Annotated in this window: 15 protein-coding genes; 13 read left to right on the forward strand and 2 right to left on the reverse strand. The window is 54.0% G+C overall.

Annotated elements, in window-relative coordinates; genetic code table 11:
- Window positions 1-15: 15 nt before the first annotated feature.
- The gene (rcsD, locus tag F4V72_RS16675; protein WP_023248477.1) at window positions 16-2,685 is read right to left on the reverse strand and encodes a phosphotransferase RcsD; all 2,670 of its coding nucleotides are present in this window, start codon (window positions 2,683-2,685) and stop codon (window positions 16-18) included.
- 726 nt (window positions 2,686-3,411) lie between these two features.
- On the opposite strand from rcsD, the gene F4V72_RS16680 reads away from it, so the two are divergent.
- The 5 genes from F4V72_RS16680 to F4V72_RS16700 all read left to right on the forward strand — a co-directional run bounded on the left by F4V72_RS16680 (window position 3,412) and on the right by F4V72_RS16700 (window position 9,230).
- Entirely contained in the window at window positions 3,412-4,548 is a 1,137-nt protein-coding gene (locus tag F4V72_RS16680; protein ID WP_023248476.1) for a porin OmpC, read from the forward strand.
- Between the two features lie 115 nt (window positions 4,549-4,663).
- Window positions 4,664-5,716, forward strand: a complete 1,053-nt coding sequence (gene apbE / locus F4V72_RS16685) for an FAD:protein FMN transferase ApbE (protein WP_150342476.1) — start codon at window positions 4,664-4,666, stop codon at window positions 5,714-5,716.
- Between the two features lie 80 nt (window positions 5,717-5,796).
- Window positions 5,797-6,858 (forward strand): bifunctional DNA-binding transcriptional regulator/O6-methylguanine-DNA methyltransferase Ada, encoded by a 1,062-nt coding sequence (gene ada, locus F4V72_RS16690; RefSeq protein WP_150342477.1) that lies wholly within the window; start codon window positions 5,797-5,799, stop codon window positions 6,856-6,858.
- A gap of 2 nt (window positions 6,859-6,860) precedes the next feature.
- A complete protein-coding gene (alkB, locus tag F4V72_RS16695; protein WP_023248473.1) occupies window positions 6,861-7,511 on the forward strand; it encodes a DNA oxidative demethylase AlkB in 651 nt (216 codons plus the stop codon).
- Between the two features lie 75 nt (window positions 7,512-7,586).
- The gene (locus F4V72_RS16700; RefSeq protein ID WP_136058171.1) at window positions 7,587-9,230 is read left to right on the forward strand and encodes a multidrug ABC transporter permease/ATP-binding protein; all 1,644 of its coding nucleotides are present in this window, start codon (window positions 7,587-7,589) and stop codon (window positions 9,228-9,230) included.
- A 174-nt stretch (window positions 9,231-9,404) separates the two neighbouring features.
- Here the strand turns inward: F4V72_RS16700 and eco are convergent, their stop codons facing one another.
- Complete coding sequence (gene eco / locus F4V72_RS16705; protein ID WP_053507833.1) at window positions 9,405-9,899, reverse strand: serine protease inhibitor ecotin; 495 nt, start codon at window positions 9,897-9,899, stop codon at window positions 9,405-9,407.
- A gap of 412 nt (window positions 9,900-10,311) precedes the next feature.
- Here eco and napF point away from each other — a divergent pair, with 412 nt between their 5' ends.
- The 8 genes from napF (at window position 10,312) to ccmA (ending at window position 16,912) form a co-directional block, all read left to right on the forward strand.
- A complete protein-coding gene (gene napF / locus F4V72_RS16710) occupies window positions 10,312-10,803 on the forward strand; it encodes a ferredoxin-type protein NapF (RefSeq protein ID WP_023248470.1) in 492 nt (163 codons plus the stop codon).
- Window positions 10,793-11,056: a chaperone NapD gene (napD, locus tag F4V72_RS16715; RefSeq protein WP_023248469.1), complete on the forward strand. Its 264-nt coding sequence runs from the start codon at window positions 10,793-10,795 to the stop codon at window positions 11,054-11,056. The genes napF and napD overlap by 11 nt, the downstream gene beginning before the upstream one ends.
- Window positions 11,053-13,539, forward strand: coding sequence for a nitrate reductase catalytic subunit NapA (napA, locus tag F4V72_RS16720; protein WP_053530061.1), 2,487 nt, complete (start codon window positions 11,053-11,055; stop codon window positions 13,537-13,539). Before napD ends, napA begins: the two co-directional genes overlap by 4 nt.
- 6 nt (window positions 13,540-13,545) lie before the next feature.
- A complete protein-coding gene (napG, locus tag F4V72_RS16725; protein ID WP_150342478.1) occupies window positions 13,546-14,241 on the forward strand; it encodes a ferredoxin-type protein NapG in 696 nt (231 codons plus the stop codon).
- Window positions 14,228-15,079 (forward strand): quinol dehydrogenase ferredoxin subunit NapH, encoded by an 852-nt coding sequence (gene napH / locus F4V72_RS16730; RefSeq protein WP_023248466.1) that lies wholly within the window; start codon window positions 14,228-14,230, stop codon window positions 15,077-15,079. Before napG ends, napH begins: the two co-directional genes overlap by 14 nt.
- A 133-nt stretch (window positions 15,080-15,212) precedes the next feature.
- Window positions 15,213-15,662, forward strand: a complete 450-nt coding sequence (gene napB / locus F4V72_RS16735) for a nitrate reductase cytochrome c-type subunit (RefSeq protein WP_000835182.1) — start codon at window positions 15,213-15,215, stop codon at window positions 15,660-15,662.
- Window positions 15,663-15,671: 9 nt separating this feature from the next.
- Window positions 15,672-16,274 (forward strand): cytochrome c-type protein NapC, encoded by a 603-nt coding sequence (gene napC, locus F4V72_RS16740; protein WP_136058173.1) that lies wholly within the window; start codon window positions 15,672-15,674, stop codon window positions 16,272-16,274.
- 20 nt (window positions 16,275-16,294) lie between these two features.
- Window positions 16,295-16,912, forward strand: a complete 618-nt coding sequence (gene ccmA, locus F4V72_RS16745) for a cytochrome c biogenesis heme-transporting ATPase CcmA (RefSeq protein ID WP_053511209.1) — start codon at window positions 16,295-16,297, stop codon at window positions 16,910-16,912.
- The last annotated feature ends 22 nt before the right edge of the window (window positions 16,913-16,934 follow it).

Here is a 16,934-nt window from a genome sequence, read left to right on the forward strand (position 1 = left end):
TATTGGGCTACCTTGCTACAGCAAGCTTTTGACGTAGGCGTCAATGTCGCTGATATATTTTTCTATACCTGGAGCATCTTTCTCACGAATCAGATGTTCCAGCGTTTCACATAACTGCTTGCCGGGTACCAGATTAAGCATGGCAAACACCCCTTTCAGGCGGTGGGCCGTTTGGGCCAGCGCAGCGAAATCGCTGGTTGCCGCCTCAGTATACAACCTCTTAACATCATCCGGTACTGTGTCTACAAATAGCGCATAATAACCGCTGGCATGAAGCTCGGCATTTTCATCTCCGCCGAGCGGGGAGGCGGGAATCTCTTCCTGCGCCAGTTGCTCTTCGATAAGTTGTAGTACAGCTTCCTGCATAGCATTGCTCATATTAAAGTTGACGCGCAACTGGCCCGGGCCAATTTTCCGCACGCCTGACTCATCATCGCTTAAAAGCAAGCCGGAGGCAGTAAGATTAGACGGATTATCCGTTAAAAAGAGATCATATTCTTGACTTATCTGCCGTTCATCCGGCGTGATGCAGGTGGCGCCCCAGTTTTCTAACTGACGCAGCACAATCGCGCGGACCTCGTTGGATGTCACATCGACCATCACGCTGACGTCGTCCAGCAGGCGCTCTTCGACCTGAGTATGCTGATCGTGAGGAAGCATTTTGACATGAACGGTATAGCGCGTGCCTAGCGTTTCTCGCGCTTTAATGTTGAGATGACCGCCCAGTTTGCGTGCCAGTTGATTGCATAGCCAGAACGTGAGCGGATTCGCTTTGCCGTAACGATCGCCCTGAGTTTCATTCATATACGGGAAATGCAGATTATCAATCTCGTTTAACGTTACGCCTTCGCCCGTATCCAGAATACGGAAAGTCAGACGCTCCGTGATAGATTCATCCTGCTCAACTTCAAGCGTAATCTTACCCATAGCGGTCGTTGTAACGGCGTACTGAATCAACAATAGCAAAATCCGGCGCAGGGCATCGCGATCCCCCCAGCGCTCATCGTTACCGCTAAGGTGGTTATTAATCAGCAGTTGCAGCCCTTTACGCTTTATGGCGGGCAGCACTTCCGGCACGACTTCGTCAATAAGATCCTGAAGGGAGAACAGCGTTGCTTCGCTTTTCCATGCGTCATTTTCCAGCATATTCGCCAGTTGGATTTCATCGATCATACGTACCAAAACATCCGCTTGATCCACCAGTTTCAGGCTTTCCGGCGTGGTGGCCGCTGCGGCGTTAACCGCCAGTTGGCGTACGGGCTCTTTAAGTGTGTTGCTGATATTTTGCATAAAGGCGGCGCGCCCCTGCTGATTCTTCTCATACAGACGTTGCGCCTGTTTAAGCTTCTTATTCACCAGTACTTCCCGGTCCTGATCGCGAATAATAAAGATCTGCGTGCGGGGAGCGACCTGGCTACGAAACAGACGGATCTCATACAGTTCGTTGTTAATCGTCGCCTGAATCACGCCCTGATGCTGCTCCGCCATGCTGGTAATATTTTGCAGGTTGAGATGCGGCAATAGATGATCGGCGATTTTATTGCTGATCACGGTGCGGTTTCCTTCCTGATCGTAGACCAGCAAACCCAGCGGCAGCAGAGAAACGATCTCTTCATTAATGGCGCGTAAGACGCGAAGCTCGTTATTCGCCGCGCTGCCGGATGTTGATTCCGTCGTCCGTCCCGGCTGATGGCGAAACGTGGCGTAGCCAAATAACGCTAACGCCAGCAGCCCGATGTTCAGCAGTAAAGGCAGCAGAATATTTTGCAGCGTATCAAGCAAAAGCGTACCGAATGGCACCTGCCAGATCAGGCGCATTCCGGTAGAGTTCAGTGCTGAGGAGATCTCAATTTTTGAACCGTTAAAGCTAATACTGACGCTATCAGGCGCTTCCTTTTCACTGTTTCGTCCCGTCGCCTGGGTTGCGTCAGGCTCGATTCGAAAACTGTCCAGCGGCATTCCCGGCGGAATTAAATCATTAATGGGCAGATCAAACGCCACCACGGTCGCCAGATGTCCCGGCTGATTGAAGGTCGTGCGCAGCGTAAAATAGTGACCGTTTTGCCAGGCCAGTTTTCGTAATGAGGAGAAACTTTCGCGCTCATCCAGCGCATTCGCCTGCTGCAACATCTCTGCCCGACGGGAATCGACGATATTGCCAATAGTGGACTCTTTAAAGCCGGAAGAGAGATCTTTCAACGGTAGGGTGGAGATAAGAATCAGGCTGTTATCCTGTCCGTTGAGGTAATACATTGACCACGGTACATTTTCCGCGCCCCACAGCGTATCAAGATAGGTTGACATACGCTGCGTCATTTCCAGCGTGGCGCTGTCATGGGAGCCGAAAATCAGCGCTTCAGTTTTACGCCGCGGCTTTTCAAGATAGTACACATCCTGCTTCAGACGCGTTTCCTGAAGCCCTTCACCTGTCGATGGCGTAGTGGTCGCGGCGATGTTGTCATAAATTTGCCAGGTGACATACCGCCAGGTATCTACGCGTTTATGAATAGCGTGGGTAATATCGACAATTTGATAGCTTTTGTCTTTTAACCAGGCGTTGACGGCGCTCTGTACCATAACGCCCATCGTTACCAGCAGCACAATGATCAGCAATAAGAAGAAACGGGTAATGCTTCCCGGTAGAAGGGAGAATCGGGTAGAGACCGTTGTGTCAGACTGACTCATTTATGTTTACGACCTGTAAAAGCAACGCTGAAGGTGAAAGGGCAGTATAAAGGGTAATGAATGAATTTCCAGACTCTTACGTCATGCCGGACAACTTAACACGCGCTCTGTCGGTGTAGCGGGAAAAGCGTACAATATTCTCGGGGCGGTACAAATATAAAGATGGCTTATAATTATTTAGCACTAAATATCAAGAAATTATTTGATAATGGATAACAGCTTGAAGGGAAGATAGTAGTGAATAACCGTGATAGTTTTAGGCGGGTAGCATAGAACAGTCGATTTTGTGTAAAAAAGCGTAAAAAAAACCGAATGCGAAGCATCCGGTTGAAATAGGGGTAAACAGACATTCAGAAATGAATGACGGTAATAAATAAAGTTAATGATGATAGCGGTCACTATTTTAGTTGCGAATGAAGATTCTGTTTTATCATTCAGTGCTATGAATTTTATGAATTTAACCTGTTGATTTTAAAAGACTTGCAAATATATTTTATCTATTTGTGCTTATTTTAACTTGATTTTTGCTTTAAAAAAGTTCCGTAAAATTCATATTTTGAAACATGTATGTGGATAACTGTAACATCTTAAAAGTTTTAGTATCATATTCGTGTTGGATTATTCTGTATTTTTGCGGAGAATGGACTTGCCGACTGGTTAATGAGGGTTAACCAGTAAGCAGTGGCATAAAAAAGCAATAAAGGCATATAACAGAGGGTTAATAACATGAAAGTTAAAGTACTGTCCCTCCTGGTACCGGCTCTGCTGGTGGCGGGCGCAGCGAATGCGGCTGAAATTTATAATAAAGACGGCAACAAATTAGATCTGTTTGGCAAAGTAGATGGCCTGCACTATTTCTCTGACGACAAAGGCAGCGACGGTGATCAGACCTACATGCGTATCGGCTTCAAAGGCGAAACGCAGGTTAACGATCAGCTGACCGGCTATGGCCAGTGGGAATATCAGATTCAGGGCAACCAGACTGAAGGCAGCAACGACTCCTGGACGCGTGTGGCGTTTGCGGGTCTGAAATTCGCTGACGCAGGCTCTTTCGATTATGGTCGTAACTACGGCGTAACCTATGACGTGACCTCCTGGACCGACGTTCTGCCGGAATTCGGTGGCGACACCTACGGTGCTGACAACTTTATGCAGCAGCGCGGTAACGGCTACGCGACCTACCGTAACACCGACTTCTTCGGCCTGGTGGATGGCCTGGACTTCGCGTTGCAGTATCAGGGCAAAAACGGCAGCGTGAGCGGTGAAAATACCAGCGGTCGCAGCCTGCTGAACCAGAACGGCGACGGTTACGGCGGATCGTTGACTTATGCAATCGGCGAAGGTTTCTCTGTTGGTGGCGCTATCACCACGTCTAAACGTACTGCCGATCAGAACAACACCGCTAACGCTCGCCTGTATGGTAACGGCGATCGCGCTACGGTCTACACCGGCGGCCTGAAATACGATGCGAACAACGTCTATCTGGCGGCGCAGTATTCTCAGACCTATAACGCGACCCGTTTTGGTACCTCTAACGGCAGCAGCCCGTCTACCTCTTACGGTTTTGCCAACAAAGCGCAGAACTTTGAAGTCGTAGCTCAGTACCAGTTCGACTTTGGTCTGCGTCCGTCCGTAGCTTACCTGCAGTCTAAAGGTAAGGACATCAGCAACGGTTACGGCGCCAGCTATGGCGACCAGGACATCGTAAAATACGTTGATGTCGGCGCGACTTACTACTTCAACAAAAACATGTCCACCTATGTTGATTACAAAATCAACCTGCTGGATAAAAACGACTTTACCCGCGATGCGGGCATCAACACCGACGACATCGTAGCGCTGGGTCTGGTTTACCAGTTCTAATCAGCAAAAAGATGTTGCTAAAGGGCCTGCGGGCCCTTTTTTCATACCTTATTCCGGCGTACAAATACGACGTTTTGATATACGCTTGCGTCCATTCGAATGAGGATAATCAGCGATGAAAATGAAATTTTGCCGGGCCGTGCTTCTGGCGACCACTTTTTTATTCATGGGTTGCGACGAGGCTCCCCAAACGACGACAACGTCACCTGCCGCTCAGGTGCTGGAAGGTAAAACGATGGGCACCGTCTGGCGGGTGAGCGTGGTTGGCATCGATGCGAAACGCGCCGCAGAGTTACAGACGAAAATCCAGACTCAGCTTGATGCTGACGATCAGTTGCTCTCTACTTACAAAAAAGACTCCGCGCTGATGCGTTTTAACCATTCACGCAGTCTTGCGCCCTGGCCGGTCAATGAAGCCATGGCGGATATCGTGACCTCGGCGCTGCGTATTGGCGCGAAGACGGATGGCGCGATGGATATCACCGTGGGCCCGTTGGTCAATCTGTGGGGATTTGGGCCGGATCGGCAGCCGCTGCATATCCCAGCACAAGCGCAAATCGATGCGGCAAAAGCGAAAACAGGCCTGCAGCATTTGCAGGTTATCGACAGGGCCGGACATCAGTTTTTGCAAAAAGATCTGCCGGATCTTTATGTTGATCTCTCAACGGTCGGGGAGGGCTATGCGGCGGATCATCTGGCGCGTCTGATGGAGCAGGAGGGCATCGCGCGTTATCTGGTCTCGGTGGGCGGCGCATTAAGCAGTCGCGGGATGAATGCGCAGGGGCAGCCGTGGCGTGTCGCGATTCAGAAGCCGACCGACCGGGAAAACGCGGTACAAGCGATTGTGGATATCAACGGGCATGGTATCAGTACCTCCGGCAGCTACCGCAACTATTATGAGCTGGATGGCAAGCGCGTATCACACGTTATTGATCCGCAAACGGGACGCCCCATTGAACATAACCTGGTATCGGTCACGGTCATCGCGCCAACGGCGCTGGAAGCAGACGGCTGGGACACCGGCCTGATGGTGCTCGGTACGAAAAAGGCGAAAGAGGTCGTGCGGCGGGAAGGACTGGCGGCCTTTATGATCATGAAAGAGGGCGAAGGCTTTACAACCTGGATGTCGCCGCAGTTCAAAACGTTTCTGGTGAGCGATAAGAATTAAAACGCAAGATTGCGGGTTTTTGTGGGCGGATTTACGGACACACTGCATGTAAGCAAGCACTATGCTTAATGAAGGAGTCTATGATGAAAAAAGCGTTACTCACCGATGATGAATGCTGGCAACGGGTGCTGGCGCGCGATGCCAGCGCGGATGGGCGTTTCGTTTTTGCGGTGCGAACCACGGGCGTTTTTTGCCGTCCCTCTTGCCGCTCGAAACGGGCGTTACGCAAAAATGTTCGCTTTTTTGCCAACGCACAGCAGGCGCTGGACGCCGGTTTTCGTCCCTGTAAGCGCTGTCAGCCGGATAACGCGCGCGCGCAGCAACGGCGGTTGGATAAGATTGCCTGCGCCTGCCGTTTACTTGAGCAGGAGGCGTCGGTGACTCTGGAATCCCTGGCGCAGACGGTGGCGATGAGTCCGTTTCATCTGCACCGTCTGTTTAAAGCGAATACCGGAATGACGCCGAAAGAGTGGCAGCAGGCGTGGCGCGCCCGTCGGCTGCGTGAGGCGTTGGCGAAAGGAGAGCAGGTCACGGCGGCTATTTACCGCGCCGGCTTCCCGGATAGCAGTAGCTACTACCGTCATGCCGACCAAACGCTGGGCATGACGGCAAAACAGTTTCGCAAAGGTGGCGATAATGTCTCCGTTCGCTATGCGCTGACGGACTGGGTTTACGGACGGTGTCTGGTGGCGGAGAGCGAGCGGGGGATTTGCGCGATTCTCCCCGGTGATAGCGATGATGCGCTACTGGCTGAATTACACACCCTTTTCCCGGCGGCCCGCCACGAACCTGCCGACGCGCCTTTTCAGCAACGGGTGCGGCAGGTTGTCGCGGCTATCAACACACGCGATGTGCTGCTCTCGTTGCCGCTGGATATCCAGGGAACCGCGTTTCAACAGCAGGTCTGGCAAGCGTTACGCGCGATTCCCTGCGGTGAAACGTTGAGCTATCAACAGCTTGCCGCGACTATCGGCAAACCCACGGCAGTGCGCGCGGTCGCCAGCGCGTGCGGCGCGAATAAACTGGCGATGGTGATCCCGTGTCATCGGGTCGTGCGCCGCGATGGCGCGCTCTCCGGTTATCGCTGGGGTGTGCGTCGAAAAGCGCAGCTATTAAAGCGAGAAGCGCAAAAAGAGGAGTAGCGATGCTGGATCTATTTACTGATGAAGTGCCCTGGCAAGAGCCGCTGGCACCTGGCGCGGTGGTGTTGCGCCGTTTTGCTTTTCGCGCGGCGCAGTCGCTGTTAGACGATATCGGGTTTGTCGCCAGTCAGTCTCCGTTTCGTCAGATGGTGACGCCGGGCGGCTACACCATGTCGGTGGCGATGACCAACTGCGGCGGGTTGGGGTGGACCACCGATCATCACGGTTATTGTTATTCTGTGCGCGATCCGTTGACCGATAAACCCTGGCCTGCGCTGCCGTTATCGTTTGCCAGCGTATGTCGTCAGGCGGCGATCGCAGCGGGGTATGAGAGCTTCCAACCGGACGCCTGCCTGATCAATCGCTACGCGCCCGGCGCAAAGCTGTCTTTACATCAGGATAAAGACGAGCCGGATCTGCGCGCGCCTATCGTCTCAGTTTCGTTGGGGGTACCGGCCGTTTTTCAGTTTGGCGGCCTGCGTCGCAGCGATCCGCTCCAGCGGATCTTACTGGAGCATGGCGATATCGTAGTCTGGGGCGGCGAGTCCCGGCTGTTTTATCATGGTATCCAGCCGCTTAAAGCGGGCTTTCATCCCATGACAGGTGAATTTCGTTACAATCTCACCTTCCGTCAGGCGGCTGAAAAAGAATAAAAATAAGAATTATTATTGCTGTGCAGGTGGAGTTAGTTAAACTGCGGGCTGTTATTATCGGTCCGGGTTGTATGCATGGAACTTCTTATTCTTGTCTGGCGGCAGTACCGCTGGTCATTTATTAGCGTGATGGCGCTGAGCCTCGCCAGCGCGGCGCTGGGCATTGGCCTGATCGCGTTTATCAATCAGCGCCTGATTGAAACGGTGGATACCACAGTCATGGTGCTGCCGGAATTTCTCGGTCTGCTCCTGTTGCTAATGGTTGTCACATTAGGTTCCCAACTGGCGCTAACCACTCTGGGACACCATTTCGTTTACCGTCTGCGCAGCGAATTTATCAAGCGCATTCTGGATACGCACGTTGAACGTATTGAACAACTGGGCAGCGCCTCTTTACTGGCCGGTCTGACCAGCGATATTCGCAATATTACTATCGCCTTTGTGCGTCTGCCTGAGCTGGTGCAGGGCATTATCCTCACCGTCGGTTCGGCGGCGTATCTGGCGATGCTGTCGACAAAAATGCTGCTGGTTACGGTTATCTGGATGGCTGTCACTATCTGGGGCGGATTCGTGCTGGTGGCGCGGGTTTACCAGCATATGGCGACCCTGCGCGAGACCGAAGATAAGCTGTACAACGACTATCAGACAGTGCTGGAAGGACGCAAGGAGCTGACGCTAAACCGCGAGCGCGCAGAGCAGATTTTTCAGCAATGCTATACCCCGGACGCCAAAGAGTACCGTCATCACATTATCCGTGCCGATACTTTTCACCTGAGCGCCGTCAACTGGTCGAATATCATGATGCTGGGGGCGATAGGCCTGGTCTTCTGGATGGCGAATAGTCTCGGCTGGGCGGATACCAACGTCGCGGCGACCTATTCACTGACGTTGCTGTTCCTGCGCACGCCGCTACTGTCTGCGGTGGGGGCGTTGCCAACGCTACTGACCGCCCAGGTGGCGTTTAATAAACTGAATAAATTCGCGCTCGCCCCGTATAAGCCTGATTTTCCGCAGCCGAAAGCCTTTCCGCACTGGAAGACGCTGGAGCTGCGCAACGTGGTTTTTCACTACCAGGATAACGCGTTTTCCGTGGGGCCCATCAATCTGATGATTCACCGCGGCGAACTGCTGTTTTTAATTGGCGGCAACGGTAGCGGGAAATCGACACTGGCCATGCTATTGACCGGTTTGTATCAGCCGCAATCGGGAACGATTTTACTTGATGGTCAACCTATTGCCGCCGGGCAACCGGAAGATTATCGCAAACTGTTTTCTGCGGTGTTCACCGATGTCTGGTTATTCGACCGCCTGTTGGGGCCGCAGGGGAAACCCGCGAATCCCGCGCTGGTCGATAAGTGGCTTGAGCACCTGAAAATGACGCACAAGCTGGAACTAAACGACGGGCGCATTTTGAATCTTAACCTGTCGAAAGGGCAAAAAAAACGCATTGCGCTACTACTGGCGCTGGCGGAAGAGCGCGATATTATTTTGCTGGATGAGTGGGCCGCCGATCAGGACCCGCATTTCCGCCGGGAGTTTTATCAGGTACTGCTGACGTTAATGCAGGGAATGGGGAAAACCATTTTCGCCATCAGCCATGATGATCACTATTTTATTCACGCCGATCGTCTGCTTGAAATGCGTAACGGACAGCTAACAGAACTCACCGGCGAAGAACGTGACGCCGCCTCGCGTGATGCGGTAGCGCGTACCGCGTAATGCGACTATGACGCCGGATGAACTGCCTGATGGCGCTGCGCGTCTCCATCAGGCATTAAGTTATTTTTCTGCGGCGGGTGAGCGGGTTTCCAGAAGTGTTTTAAAAAGAACCCCGCAGCGCTACGTGAGCCGGAGCGTTCAGATGCCCGGTAAGCGTGACCGGGCAGCATAACATTATCGCGCTACGGCGTTCTGTACGTTAGCGTCCGCTTTCCAGAGGCGGTATTTCACGTCCACATTCGCCGGGGTATATACCACGATCGGCAGCTTGCTGTTGTAGCGCAGCATCCCATCTTCACCCAGCCAGGCGGTGACGAATTTTTGCTCTTTCTTACCTTCAGGGCAGGCCATCATGGTCGATACCGGAGAAGTGACGTTATCAAAGACATAATAGTCATAGCCCCAGCCTTCCAGCGTTTTTGTTTCCAGCTTGCCGCCGAGTCGATGCTGGTTACAATCCACATTCAGTGTTTGACCAATCAACAGTTCTACTTTGAGGGTAGATTCATCCTGCTGTGGGGGAAGGGTAATCACTTGCCGCTTCATTCCTTTTTCCGCCTGCGGATAGGGGGCGATTTTCTCCAGCGGCTGGGCGGTATCGCCATTGGCAGCCCAGGCAGAAGCGCTGGCGAGGGCGGCGAAGACGACGGCAGGGACAAACATCTTCATTTTATTGTTCACAGTATTTCCTTTCTGCTGTTTTCTGTATGCACGGGCGACAGACTAACACATTCATATTATCTATTAATCTGTATTTACTCATACTTTAAAGATTATTAATAAAATAGAGTCTCTTTATCCAGTGGAATATTCTGATAGTATCAATATAAGTGATATTATTAGCTGTTCGTGATTTTCGTTATATAAGTATATATATAACTCATTGAAATGAGAGAAAAAGCACGTTCACTGGCCCTTACCCAACACTCTTTTGATCCGGCAACAGCATTTACCTCTATCGGGGTATGCATCTCTTACACATTCTGAAATATCTTATTTACAAAAATAACTACTCATAAATTGTACGGTTTTTATTGTTATTCACCCCTATGGAAGCGTGTCGTTATGGAAGGGCGATATCATGGCTGATTTATCCCGTCGAAGCATGTTGACCGGCAGTTGGCGCAACGCCAGCAATGGGATTCTTCCGCCGTGGGCCAGAGAAACGACCTATTTTCTCGCACATTGTCTGCGTTGCGACGCCTGCATCCAGGCGTGTGAGACCGACATCCTGCAGCGAGGGGCGGGGGGGTATCCGAGCGTAAATTTCAAACAGGGCGAGTGCAGCTTTTGTTATGCCTGCGCGCAAGCCTGTACCGAATCTCTTTTTCTTCCGCGCCACACCAGGGCCTGGGATCTGATTTTTACGCTCACAGAAAACTGCCTCGCCAGGCAATCGGTTGAATGCCATCGTTGCCAGGACAGTTGTGAACCTATGGCCATTACTTTTCGTCCCACATTATCCGGCATTTACCAGCCGCAGCTTGACCCGCAGGCCTGTAACGGATGCGGGGCGTGTGTGGCTATCTGTCCCGTGTCAGCCATCAAAGCGGAGAACCCCCATGCACACTAACTGGCAGGTCTGTAGCCTGGTCGTGCAGGCCAAAAGTCAGAATATCGCCGCCATTGGCGGACAGTTGAAGACGTTGCCGGGTTGCGAAGTCGCGTTAAGCGATGTTGAAAGTGGGCAACTGATCGTGGTGGTGGAAGCAGATCAGAGCGAAGCGCTGATGCAAACAATTGAGTCAGTACGTAATGTTGAGGGCGTACTGGCGGTGTCGCTGGTTTATCACCAGCAGGATGAGCAAGGTGAGGAAACACCATGAAACTCAGTCGTCGTAGCTTTATGAAAGCTAACGCCGTTGCGGCCGCTGCGGCGGCTGCCGGTCTGAGCGTGCCGGGCGTCGCCCGCGCCGTTGTCGGGCAGCAGGAAGCCATCAAATGGGATAAAGCGCCGTGCCGTTTTTGCGGAACGGGTTGCGGTGTGTTGGTGGGAACGCAGCAGGGCCGTGTGGTCGCCTGCCAGGGCGATCCCGACGCGCCGGTCAACCGTGGTCTGAACTGCATTAAAGGCTACTTCCTGCCCAAGATCATGTACGGTAAAGATCGTCTGACGCAGCCGATGCTGCGCATGAAAGACGGCAACTATCACAAAGACGGCGAGTTTACGCCCGTGAGCTGGGAACACGCCTTCGATGTGATGGAAGAGAAGTTTAAAACCTCCCTGAAAGAGAAAGGACCAGAAGCGATCGGCATGTTTGGCTCTGGTCAATGGACCATCTGGGAAGGCTATGCCGCCGCGAAGCTGTTCAAGGCTGGTTTCCGCTCTAACAACATCGACCCGAATGCGCGTCACTGCATGGCCTCGGCGGTGGTGGGCTTTATGCGCACCTTTGGTATGGATGAACCGATGGGCTGCTACGACGATATTGAGCAGGCCGATGCGTTTGTGCTGTGGGGTTCCAACATGGCGGAGATGCACCCGATTTTATGGTCGCGCATCACTAACCGCCGTTTGTCCGACCCGAACGTGAAGGTCGCCGTCCTCTCCACCTTCCAGCACCGTAGCTTTGAACTGGCGGACAACGGTATTGTCTTTACCCCGCAAAGCGATCTGGTGATCCTTAACTATATCGCTAATTACATTATTCAGAACAACGCGGTAAATCAGGATTTCTTCACAAAGCATGTGAATCTGCGTAAAGGGGCGACGGATATCGGCTACGGCTTACGCCCGACGCACCCGCTGGAAAAAGCGGCGAAGAATCCGGGCTCCGACGCTTCCGAGCCGATGAGCTTCGACGAGTATAAAGCCTTCGTGGCGGAATATACTCTTGACAAGACGGCTGAAATGACCGGCGTGCCGAAAGATCAACTGGAACAGTTGGCGCAGCTCTACGCCGATCCGAATAAGAGAGTGATCTCTTACTGGACGATGGGTTTTAACCAGCATACTCGCGGCGTGTGGGCGAATAACCTCGTCTACAACCTGCATCTGCTGACCGGAAAAATCTCCCAGCCTGGCTGCGGTCCCTTCTCGCTGACCGGCCAGCCTTCCGCCTGCGGTACGGCACGTGAAGTGGGAACCTTCTCACACCGTCTGCCAGCAGACATGGTCGTGACGAACGAAAAACACCGCGATATCTGCGAAAAACACTGGCAGATCCCCGCTGGCACTATTCCGGCAAAAGTGGGTTTACACGCGGTGGCGCAGGATCGCGCGCTGAAAGACGGCAAGCTGAACGTCTACTGGGTAATGTGTAATAACAATATGCAGGCCGGGCCGAACATCAATGAAGATCGGATGCCGGGCTGGCGCGATCCGCGTAACTTTATCATTGTCTCCGATCCTTACCCGACCGTTAGCGCGCTGTCTGCGGATCTGATCCTGCCGACCGCCATGTGGGTTGAGAAAGAAGGCGCTTATGGCAACGCCGAACGTCGTACGCAGTTCTGGCGTCAGCAAATTAAAGCGCCGGGCGAAGCTAAATCCGACCTCTGGCAACTGGTACAGTTCTCCCGTCGTTTTAAAACCGAGGAGGTCTGGCCGGAGGCGTTGCTGGCCCAGAAGCCGGAGCTGCGCGGTAAAACACTGTATGACGTCCTGTTTGCCACGCCAGCGGTCAGCAAATTCCCGCTGAGCGAGCTGAAAGAGGATCAGTTAAACGACGAATCCCGAGAAGTGGGCTTCTATCTGCAAAAAGGGCTGTTTGAAGAATACGCCTGGTTTGGACGCGGCCACGGTCACGATCTGGCACCGTTCGACGATTACCATAACGCGCGCGGTCTGCGCTGGCCGGTCGTCGAAGGCAAAGAGACGCAATGGCGTTACAGCGAAGGCAACGACCCGTACGTAAACGCGGGGGAAGGGTACAAATTCTACGGTAAACCGGATGGCAAAGCGGTGATCTTCGCGCTGCCATTTGAACCCGCGGCGGAGTCGCCGGACAACGAGTACGATCTGTGGCTTTCCACCGGTCGCGTGCTCGAACACTGGCATACCGGCAGTATGACGCGCCGCGTGCCTGAATTGCATCGCGCCTTCCCGGAAGCGGTGGTCTTTATCCACCCGCTGGATGCGAAAGCGCGCGATCTGCGTCGTGGCGATAAGGTTAAAGTGTCGTCCCGCCGCGGCGAAGTGATTTCGATTGTCGAAACGCGTGGACGTAACCGTCCGCCGCAGGGACTGGTGTATATGCCGTTCTTCGATGCCGCTCAGCTAGTGAACAACCTGACGCTGGATGCGACGGACCCGCTCTCTAAAGAGACGGACTTCAAGAAGTGCGCCGTTAAACTGGCGAAGGTGTAACGCGTTATGTCCCGTACAGCGAAACCCCAAAATGGCCGCCGCCGCTTTCTGCGTGATGTTGTGCGCACTGCGGGCGGGCTGGCGGCAGTTGGCGTGGCGCTGGGCTTGCAACAGCAAACCGCGCGCGCAACGGGCGTGCGGCTGCGTCCGCCAGGCGCGCTGAATGAAAATGTCTTCGCCAGCGCCTGTGTGCGCTGCGGGCAGTGCGTTCAGGCGTGTCCATACGACACGCTAAAACTGGCGACGCTGGCCTCCGGGTTATCGGCAGGTACGCCCTATTACGTCGCTCGCGACATCCCCTGCGAAATGTGTGAAGACATTCCGTGCGCCAAAGTCTGCCCCAGCGGGGCGCTGAATAAAGATATCGCCTCCATTGATGACTCGCGCATGGGGCTGGCGGTGCTGCTGGATCAGGAAAACTGCCTCAACTTTCAGGGGCTGCGCTGCGACGTTTGTTACCGCGAATGCCCGAAAATCGATGAGGCCATCACGCTGGAGCTGGATCGCAACATGCGCACCGGCAAACATGCGCGCTTTCTGCCCACCGTACACAGCGACGCCTGTACCGGCTGTGGTAAATGCGAAAAAGTCTGCGTACTGGAGCAACCAGCGATAAAAGTGTTGCCGTTGTCATTGGCGAAAGGGGAGTTAGGACACCATTACCGCTTCGGCTGGCTGGAGGGGAAAGATGGCAAATCGTAAACGCGACGCCGGGCGAGAAGCGCAGGCGAAAAAAGGCTGGTGGCGTAGCCACCGTTGGCTGGTGTTACGTCGTATAAGCCAGTTTATGGTGCTGGGGATGTTTCTCAGCGGCCCGTGGCTGGGTTTTTGGGTTCTGCATGGCAACTACAGCAGTAGCTTGCTGTTCGATACCCTCCCGTTGACCGATCCGCTGATTACCCTGGAAAGTCTCGCCAGTGGACATCTTCCCGCTACCGTGGCGCTGACGGGGGCAGTGATTATCACTGTGCTGTATGCGCTGGCGGGAAAGCGAGTATTTTGCAGTTGGGTTTGCCCGCTAAACCCCGTTACTGATTTGGCTAACTGGATGCGCAGGAAATTTGACCTGAATCAGTCGGCGACGATTCCACGCCATATACGGTACGTCCTTCTGGTGGTGGTGTTAATCGGTTCTGCGTTGACCGGCACGCTGCTGTGGGAATGGATTAATCCCGTGTCGCTGTTAGGCCGTAGTCTGGTTATGGGATTTAGTAGCGGCGCGTTGCTGATTATTGCTTTGTTTTTATTTGATTTATTAGTCGTTGAGCACGGTTGGTGCGGTCATATTTGCCCGATGGGCGCGCTGTATGGCGTGCTGGGCAGTAAAGGCGTAGTGACCGTGACGGCCAAAAAACGTGAGAAATGTAATCGCTGTATGGATTGTTTTCATGTTTGCCCGGAACCGCATGTGCTGCGTGCGCCGGTGCTGGATGAGCAAAGCCCGGCGCAGGTAACTCACCGCGACTGCATGACCTGTGGCCGCTGCGTGGATGTCTGTTCTGAGGATGTTTTTACAATAACTATACACAAAATCATTTAGGATGCGTCGAGGCGGCAAGTGAATGCGTCCCAAGAGCGTACGAGTAGTACGTGACTGGGGTGAATGAACGCAGCCAACAAAGAGGCAGCTTGAAGGATGAAGTGTATACGCGATGGAGTTCGGGAGCGAAATAATGAAAAGCCATGACCTGATGAAAGCGCTGTGTCAATGGATGGCCACGCTTGCCCTGGTGGTAAGTGGTGCGGTTTGGGCGGCAAACGGAGTGGATCTGAGCCAGTCGCCGGAAGTATCCGGGACGCAGGAAGGGGCGATTCGTATGCCGAAAGAGCAGGAGCGTATGCCGCTAAATTACGTCAACCAGCCGCCGATGATCCCGCACAGCGTCGAGGGCTACCAGGTGACTACCAATACCAACCGCTGTCTGCAATGCCACGGCGTGGAAAGTTATCGTACGACGGGCGCGCCGCGTATTAGCCCGACGCACTTTATGGACAGCGACGGTAAAGTGTCGGGCAACGTCGCGCCGCGTCGTTATTTCTGCCTGCAGTGCCACGTACCGCAGTCTGATACCGCGCCGATTATCGACAATACCTTTACCCCCTCGCAAGGTTACGGGAAATAAGAGGTCATTATGGAAAATTCTAACCGTAAACCCGGCTGGATAAAGCGCGTCTGGCGGTGGTGGCGCAGTCCCAGCCGTCTGGCGCTGGGGACGCTGCTGTTAATCGGTTTTATCGGCGGCATCATCTTCTGGGGCGGCTTCAATACCGGGATGGAAAAGGCCAACACCGAAGAGTTTTGTATTAGCTGCCATGAAATGCGCAACACGGTGTATGAGGAATATATGGAAACCGTCCACTACAACAACCGTAGCGGCGTTCGCGCTACCTGTCCTGACTGCCATGTGCCGCATGAGTGGGGGCCGAAGATGATCCGTAAGATCAAAGCCAGTAAGGAACTGTACGCGAAGGTATTTGGACTGATAGATACACCGCAGAAATTTGAAGCTCATCGCCTGACGATGGCGCAAAATGAGTGGCGGCGTATGAAAGACAACAACTCGCAGGAATGCCGTAACTGCCACAATTTCGACTTTATGGATCTGACCGCGCAAAAAGGCGTCGCGGCGAAAATGCACGATCAGGCGGTAAAAAACGGGCAGACTTGTATCGATTGTCACAAAGGGATCGCGCACAAACTGCCGGATATGCGTGATGTTAAACCAGGTTTCTGACAGGACGTTGATGAGTGGGAATGCTTGAAGCCAGAGAACTGCACTGCGAGCGGGACGAGAGGACGCTGTTTCGCGGGCTGTCGTTCACCGTGGATGCCGGAGAGTGGGTGCAGGTCACCGGCGGCAACGGCGCGGGAAAAACCACCCTGCTGCGCCTGCTGACCGGGCTGGCGCGCCCGGACGGCGGGGAGGTGTACTGGCAGGGTAAACCCCTGCGCCACGTGCGCGACAGCTTCCATCAGAGCCTGCTGTGGCTCGGGCACCAGCCGGGGATAAAAACCCGCCTGACGGCCCGGGAGAACCTGCATTTCTTCCACCCCGGCGACGGCGCGCGCCTCCCGGAGGCGCTGGCGCAGGCCGGGCTGGCGGGATTTGAGGACGTGCCGGTCGCTCAGCTCTCGGCCGGGCAGCAGCGCCGGGTGGCGCTGGCCCGCCTGTGGCTGACCCGCGCCGCGCTGTGGGTGCTCGACGAACCGTTCACCGCCATTGACGTTAACGGCGTGGCGCGCCTCACCCGGCGGATGGCGGAGCATACGGCGCAGGGCGGGATGGTCATTCTCACCACCCACCAGCCGCTGCCGGGGGCCGCGGACACCATCCGCCGCCTTGCGCTGACCGGCGGGGGGGCAGGGCTGTGATGTGGCGTGTCTTCTGTCTTGA

Origin of the sequence: Salmonella enterica subsp. diarizonae, assembly GCF_008692785.1 — a bacterium.
Classification (GTDB): Bacteria; Pseudomonadota; Gammaproteobacteria; order Enterobacterales; family Enterobacteriaceae; genus Salmonella; species Salmonella diarizonae.

What these genes read in the sequence shown, in the direction of transcription:
- alkB (WP_023248473.1), top strand. Translation starts at nt 6,861, where the DNA reads ATGCTGGATCTATTTACTGATGAAGTGCCCTGGCAAGAGCCGCTGGCA.
- napF (WP_023248470.1), top strand. Translation starts at nt 10,312, where the DNA reads ATGGCTGATTTATCCCGTCGAAGCATGTTGACCGGCAGTTGGCGCAAC.
- ada (WP_150342477.1), top strand. Translation starts at nt 5,797, where the DNA reads ATGATGAAAAAAGCGTTACTCACCGATGATGAATGCTGGCAACGGGTG.
- napG (WP_150342478.1), top strand. Translation starts at nt 13,546, where the DNA reads ATGTCCCGTACAGCGAAACCCCAAAATGGCCGCCGCCGCTTTCTGCGT.
- rcsD (WP_023248477.1), bottom strand. Translation starts at nt 2,685, where the DNA reads ATGAGTCAGTCTGACACAACGGTCTCTACCCGATTCTCCCTTCTACCG.
- napD (WP_023248469.1), top strand. Translation starts at nt 10,793, where the DNA reads ATGCACACTAACTGGCAGGTCTGTAGCCTGGTCGTGCAGGCCAAAAGT.
- F4V72_RS16680 (WP_023248476.1), top strand. Translation starts at nt 3,412, where the DNA reads ATGAAAGTTAAAGTACTGTCCCTCCTGGTACCGGCTCTGCTGGTGGCG.
- napC (WP_136058173.1), top strand. Translation starts at nt 15,672, where the DNA reads ATGGAAAATTCTAACCGTAAACCCGGCTGGATAAAGCGCGTCTGGCGG.
- eco (WP_053507833.1), bottom strand. Translation starts at nt 9,899, where the DNA reads ATGAAGATGTTTGTCCCTGCCGTCGTCTTCGCCGCCCTCGCCAGCGCT.
- napB (WP_000835182.1), top strand. Translation starts at nt 15,213, where the DNA reads ATGAAAAGCCATGACCTGATGAAAGCGCTGTGTCAATGGATGGCCACG.
- napA (WP_053530061.1), top strand. Translation starts at nt 11,053, where the DNA reads ATGAAACTCAGTCGTCGTAGCTTTATGAAAGCTAACGCCGTTGCGGCC.
- napH (WP_023248466.1), top strand. Translation starts at nt 14,228, where the DNA reads ATGGCAAATCGTAAACGCGACGCCGGGCGAGAAGCGCAGGCGAAAAAA.
- ccmA (WP_053511209.1), top strand. Translation starts at nt 16,295, where the DNA reads ATGCTTGAAGCCAGAGAACTGCACTGCGAGCGGGACGAGAGGACGCTG.
- apbE (WP_150342476.1), top strand. Translation starts at nt 4,664, where the DNA reads ATGAAAATGAAATTTTGCCGGGCCGTGCTTCTGGCGACCACTTTTTTA.
- F4V72_RS16700 (WP_136058171.1), top strand. Translation starts at nt 7,587, where the DNA reads ATGGAACTTCTTATTCTTGTCTGGCGGCAGTACCGCTGGTCATTTATT.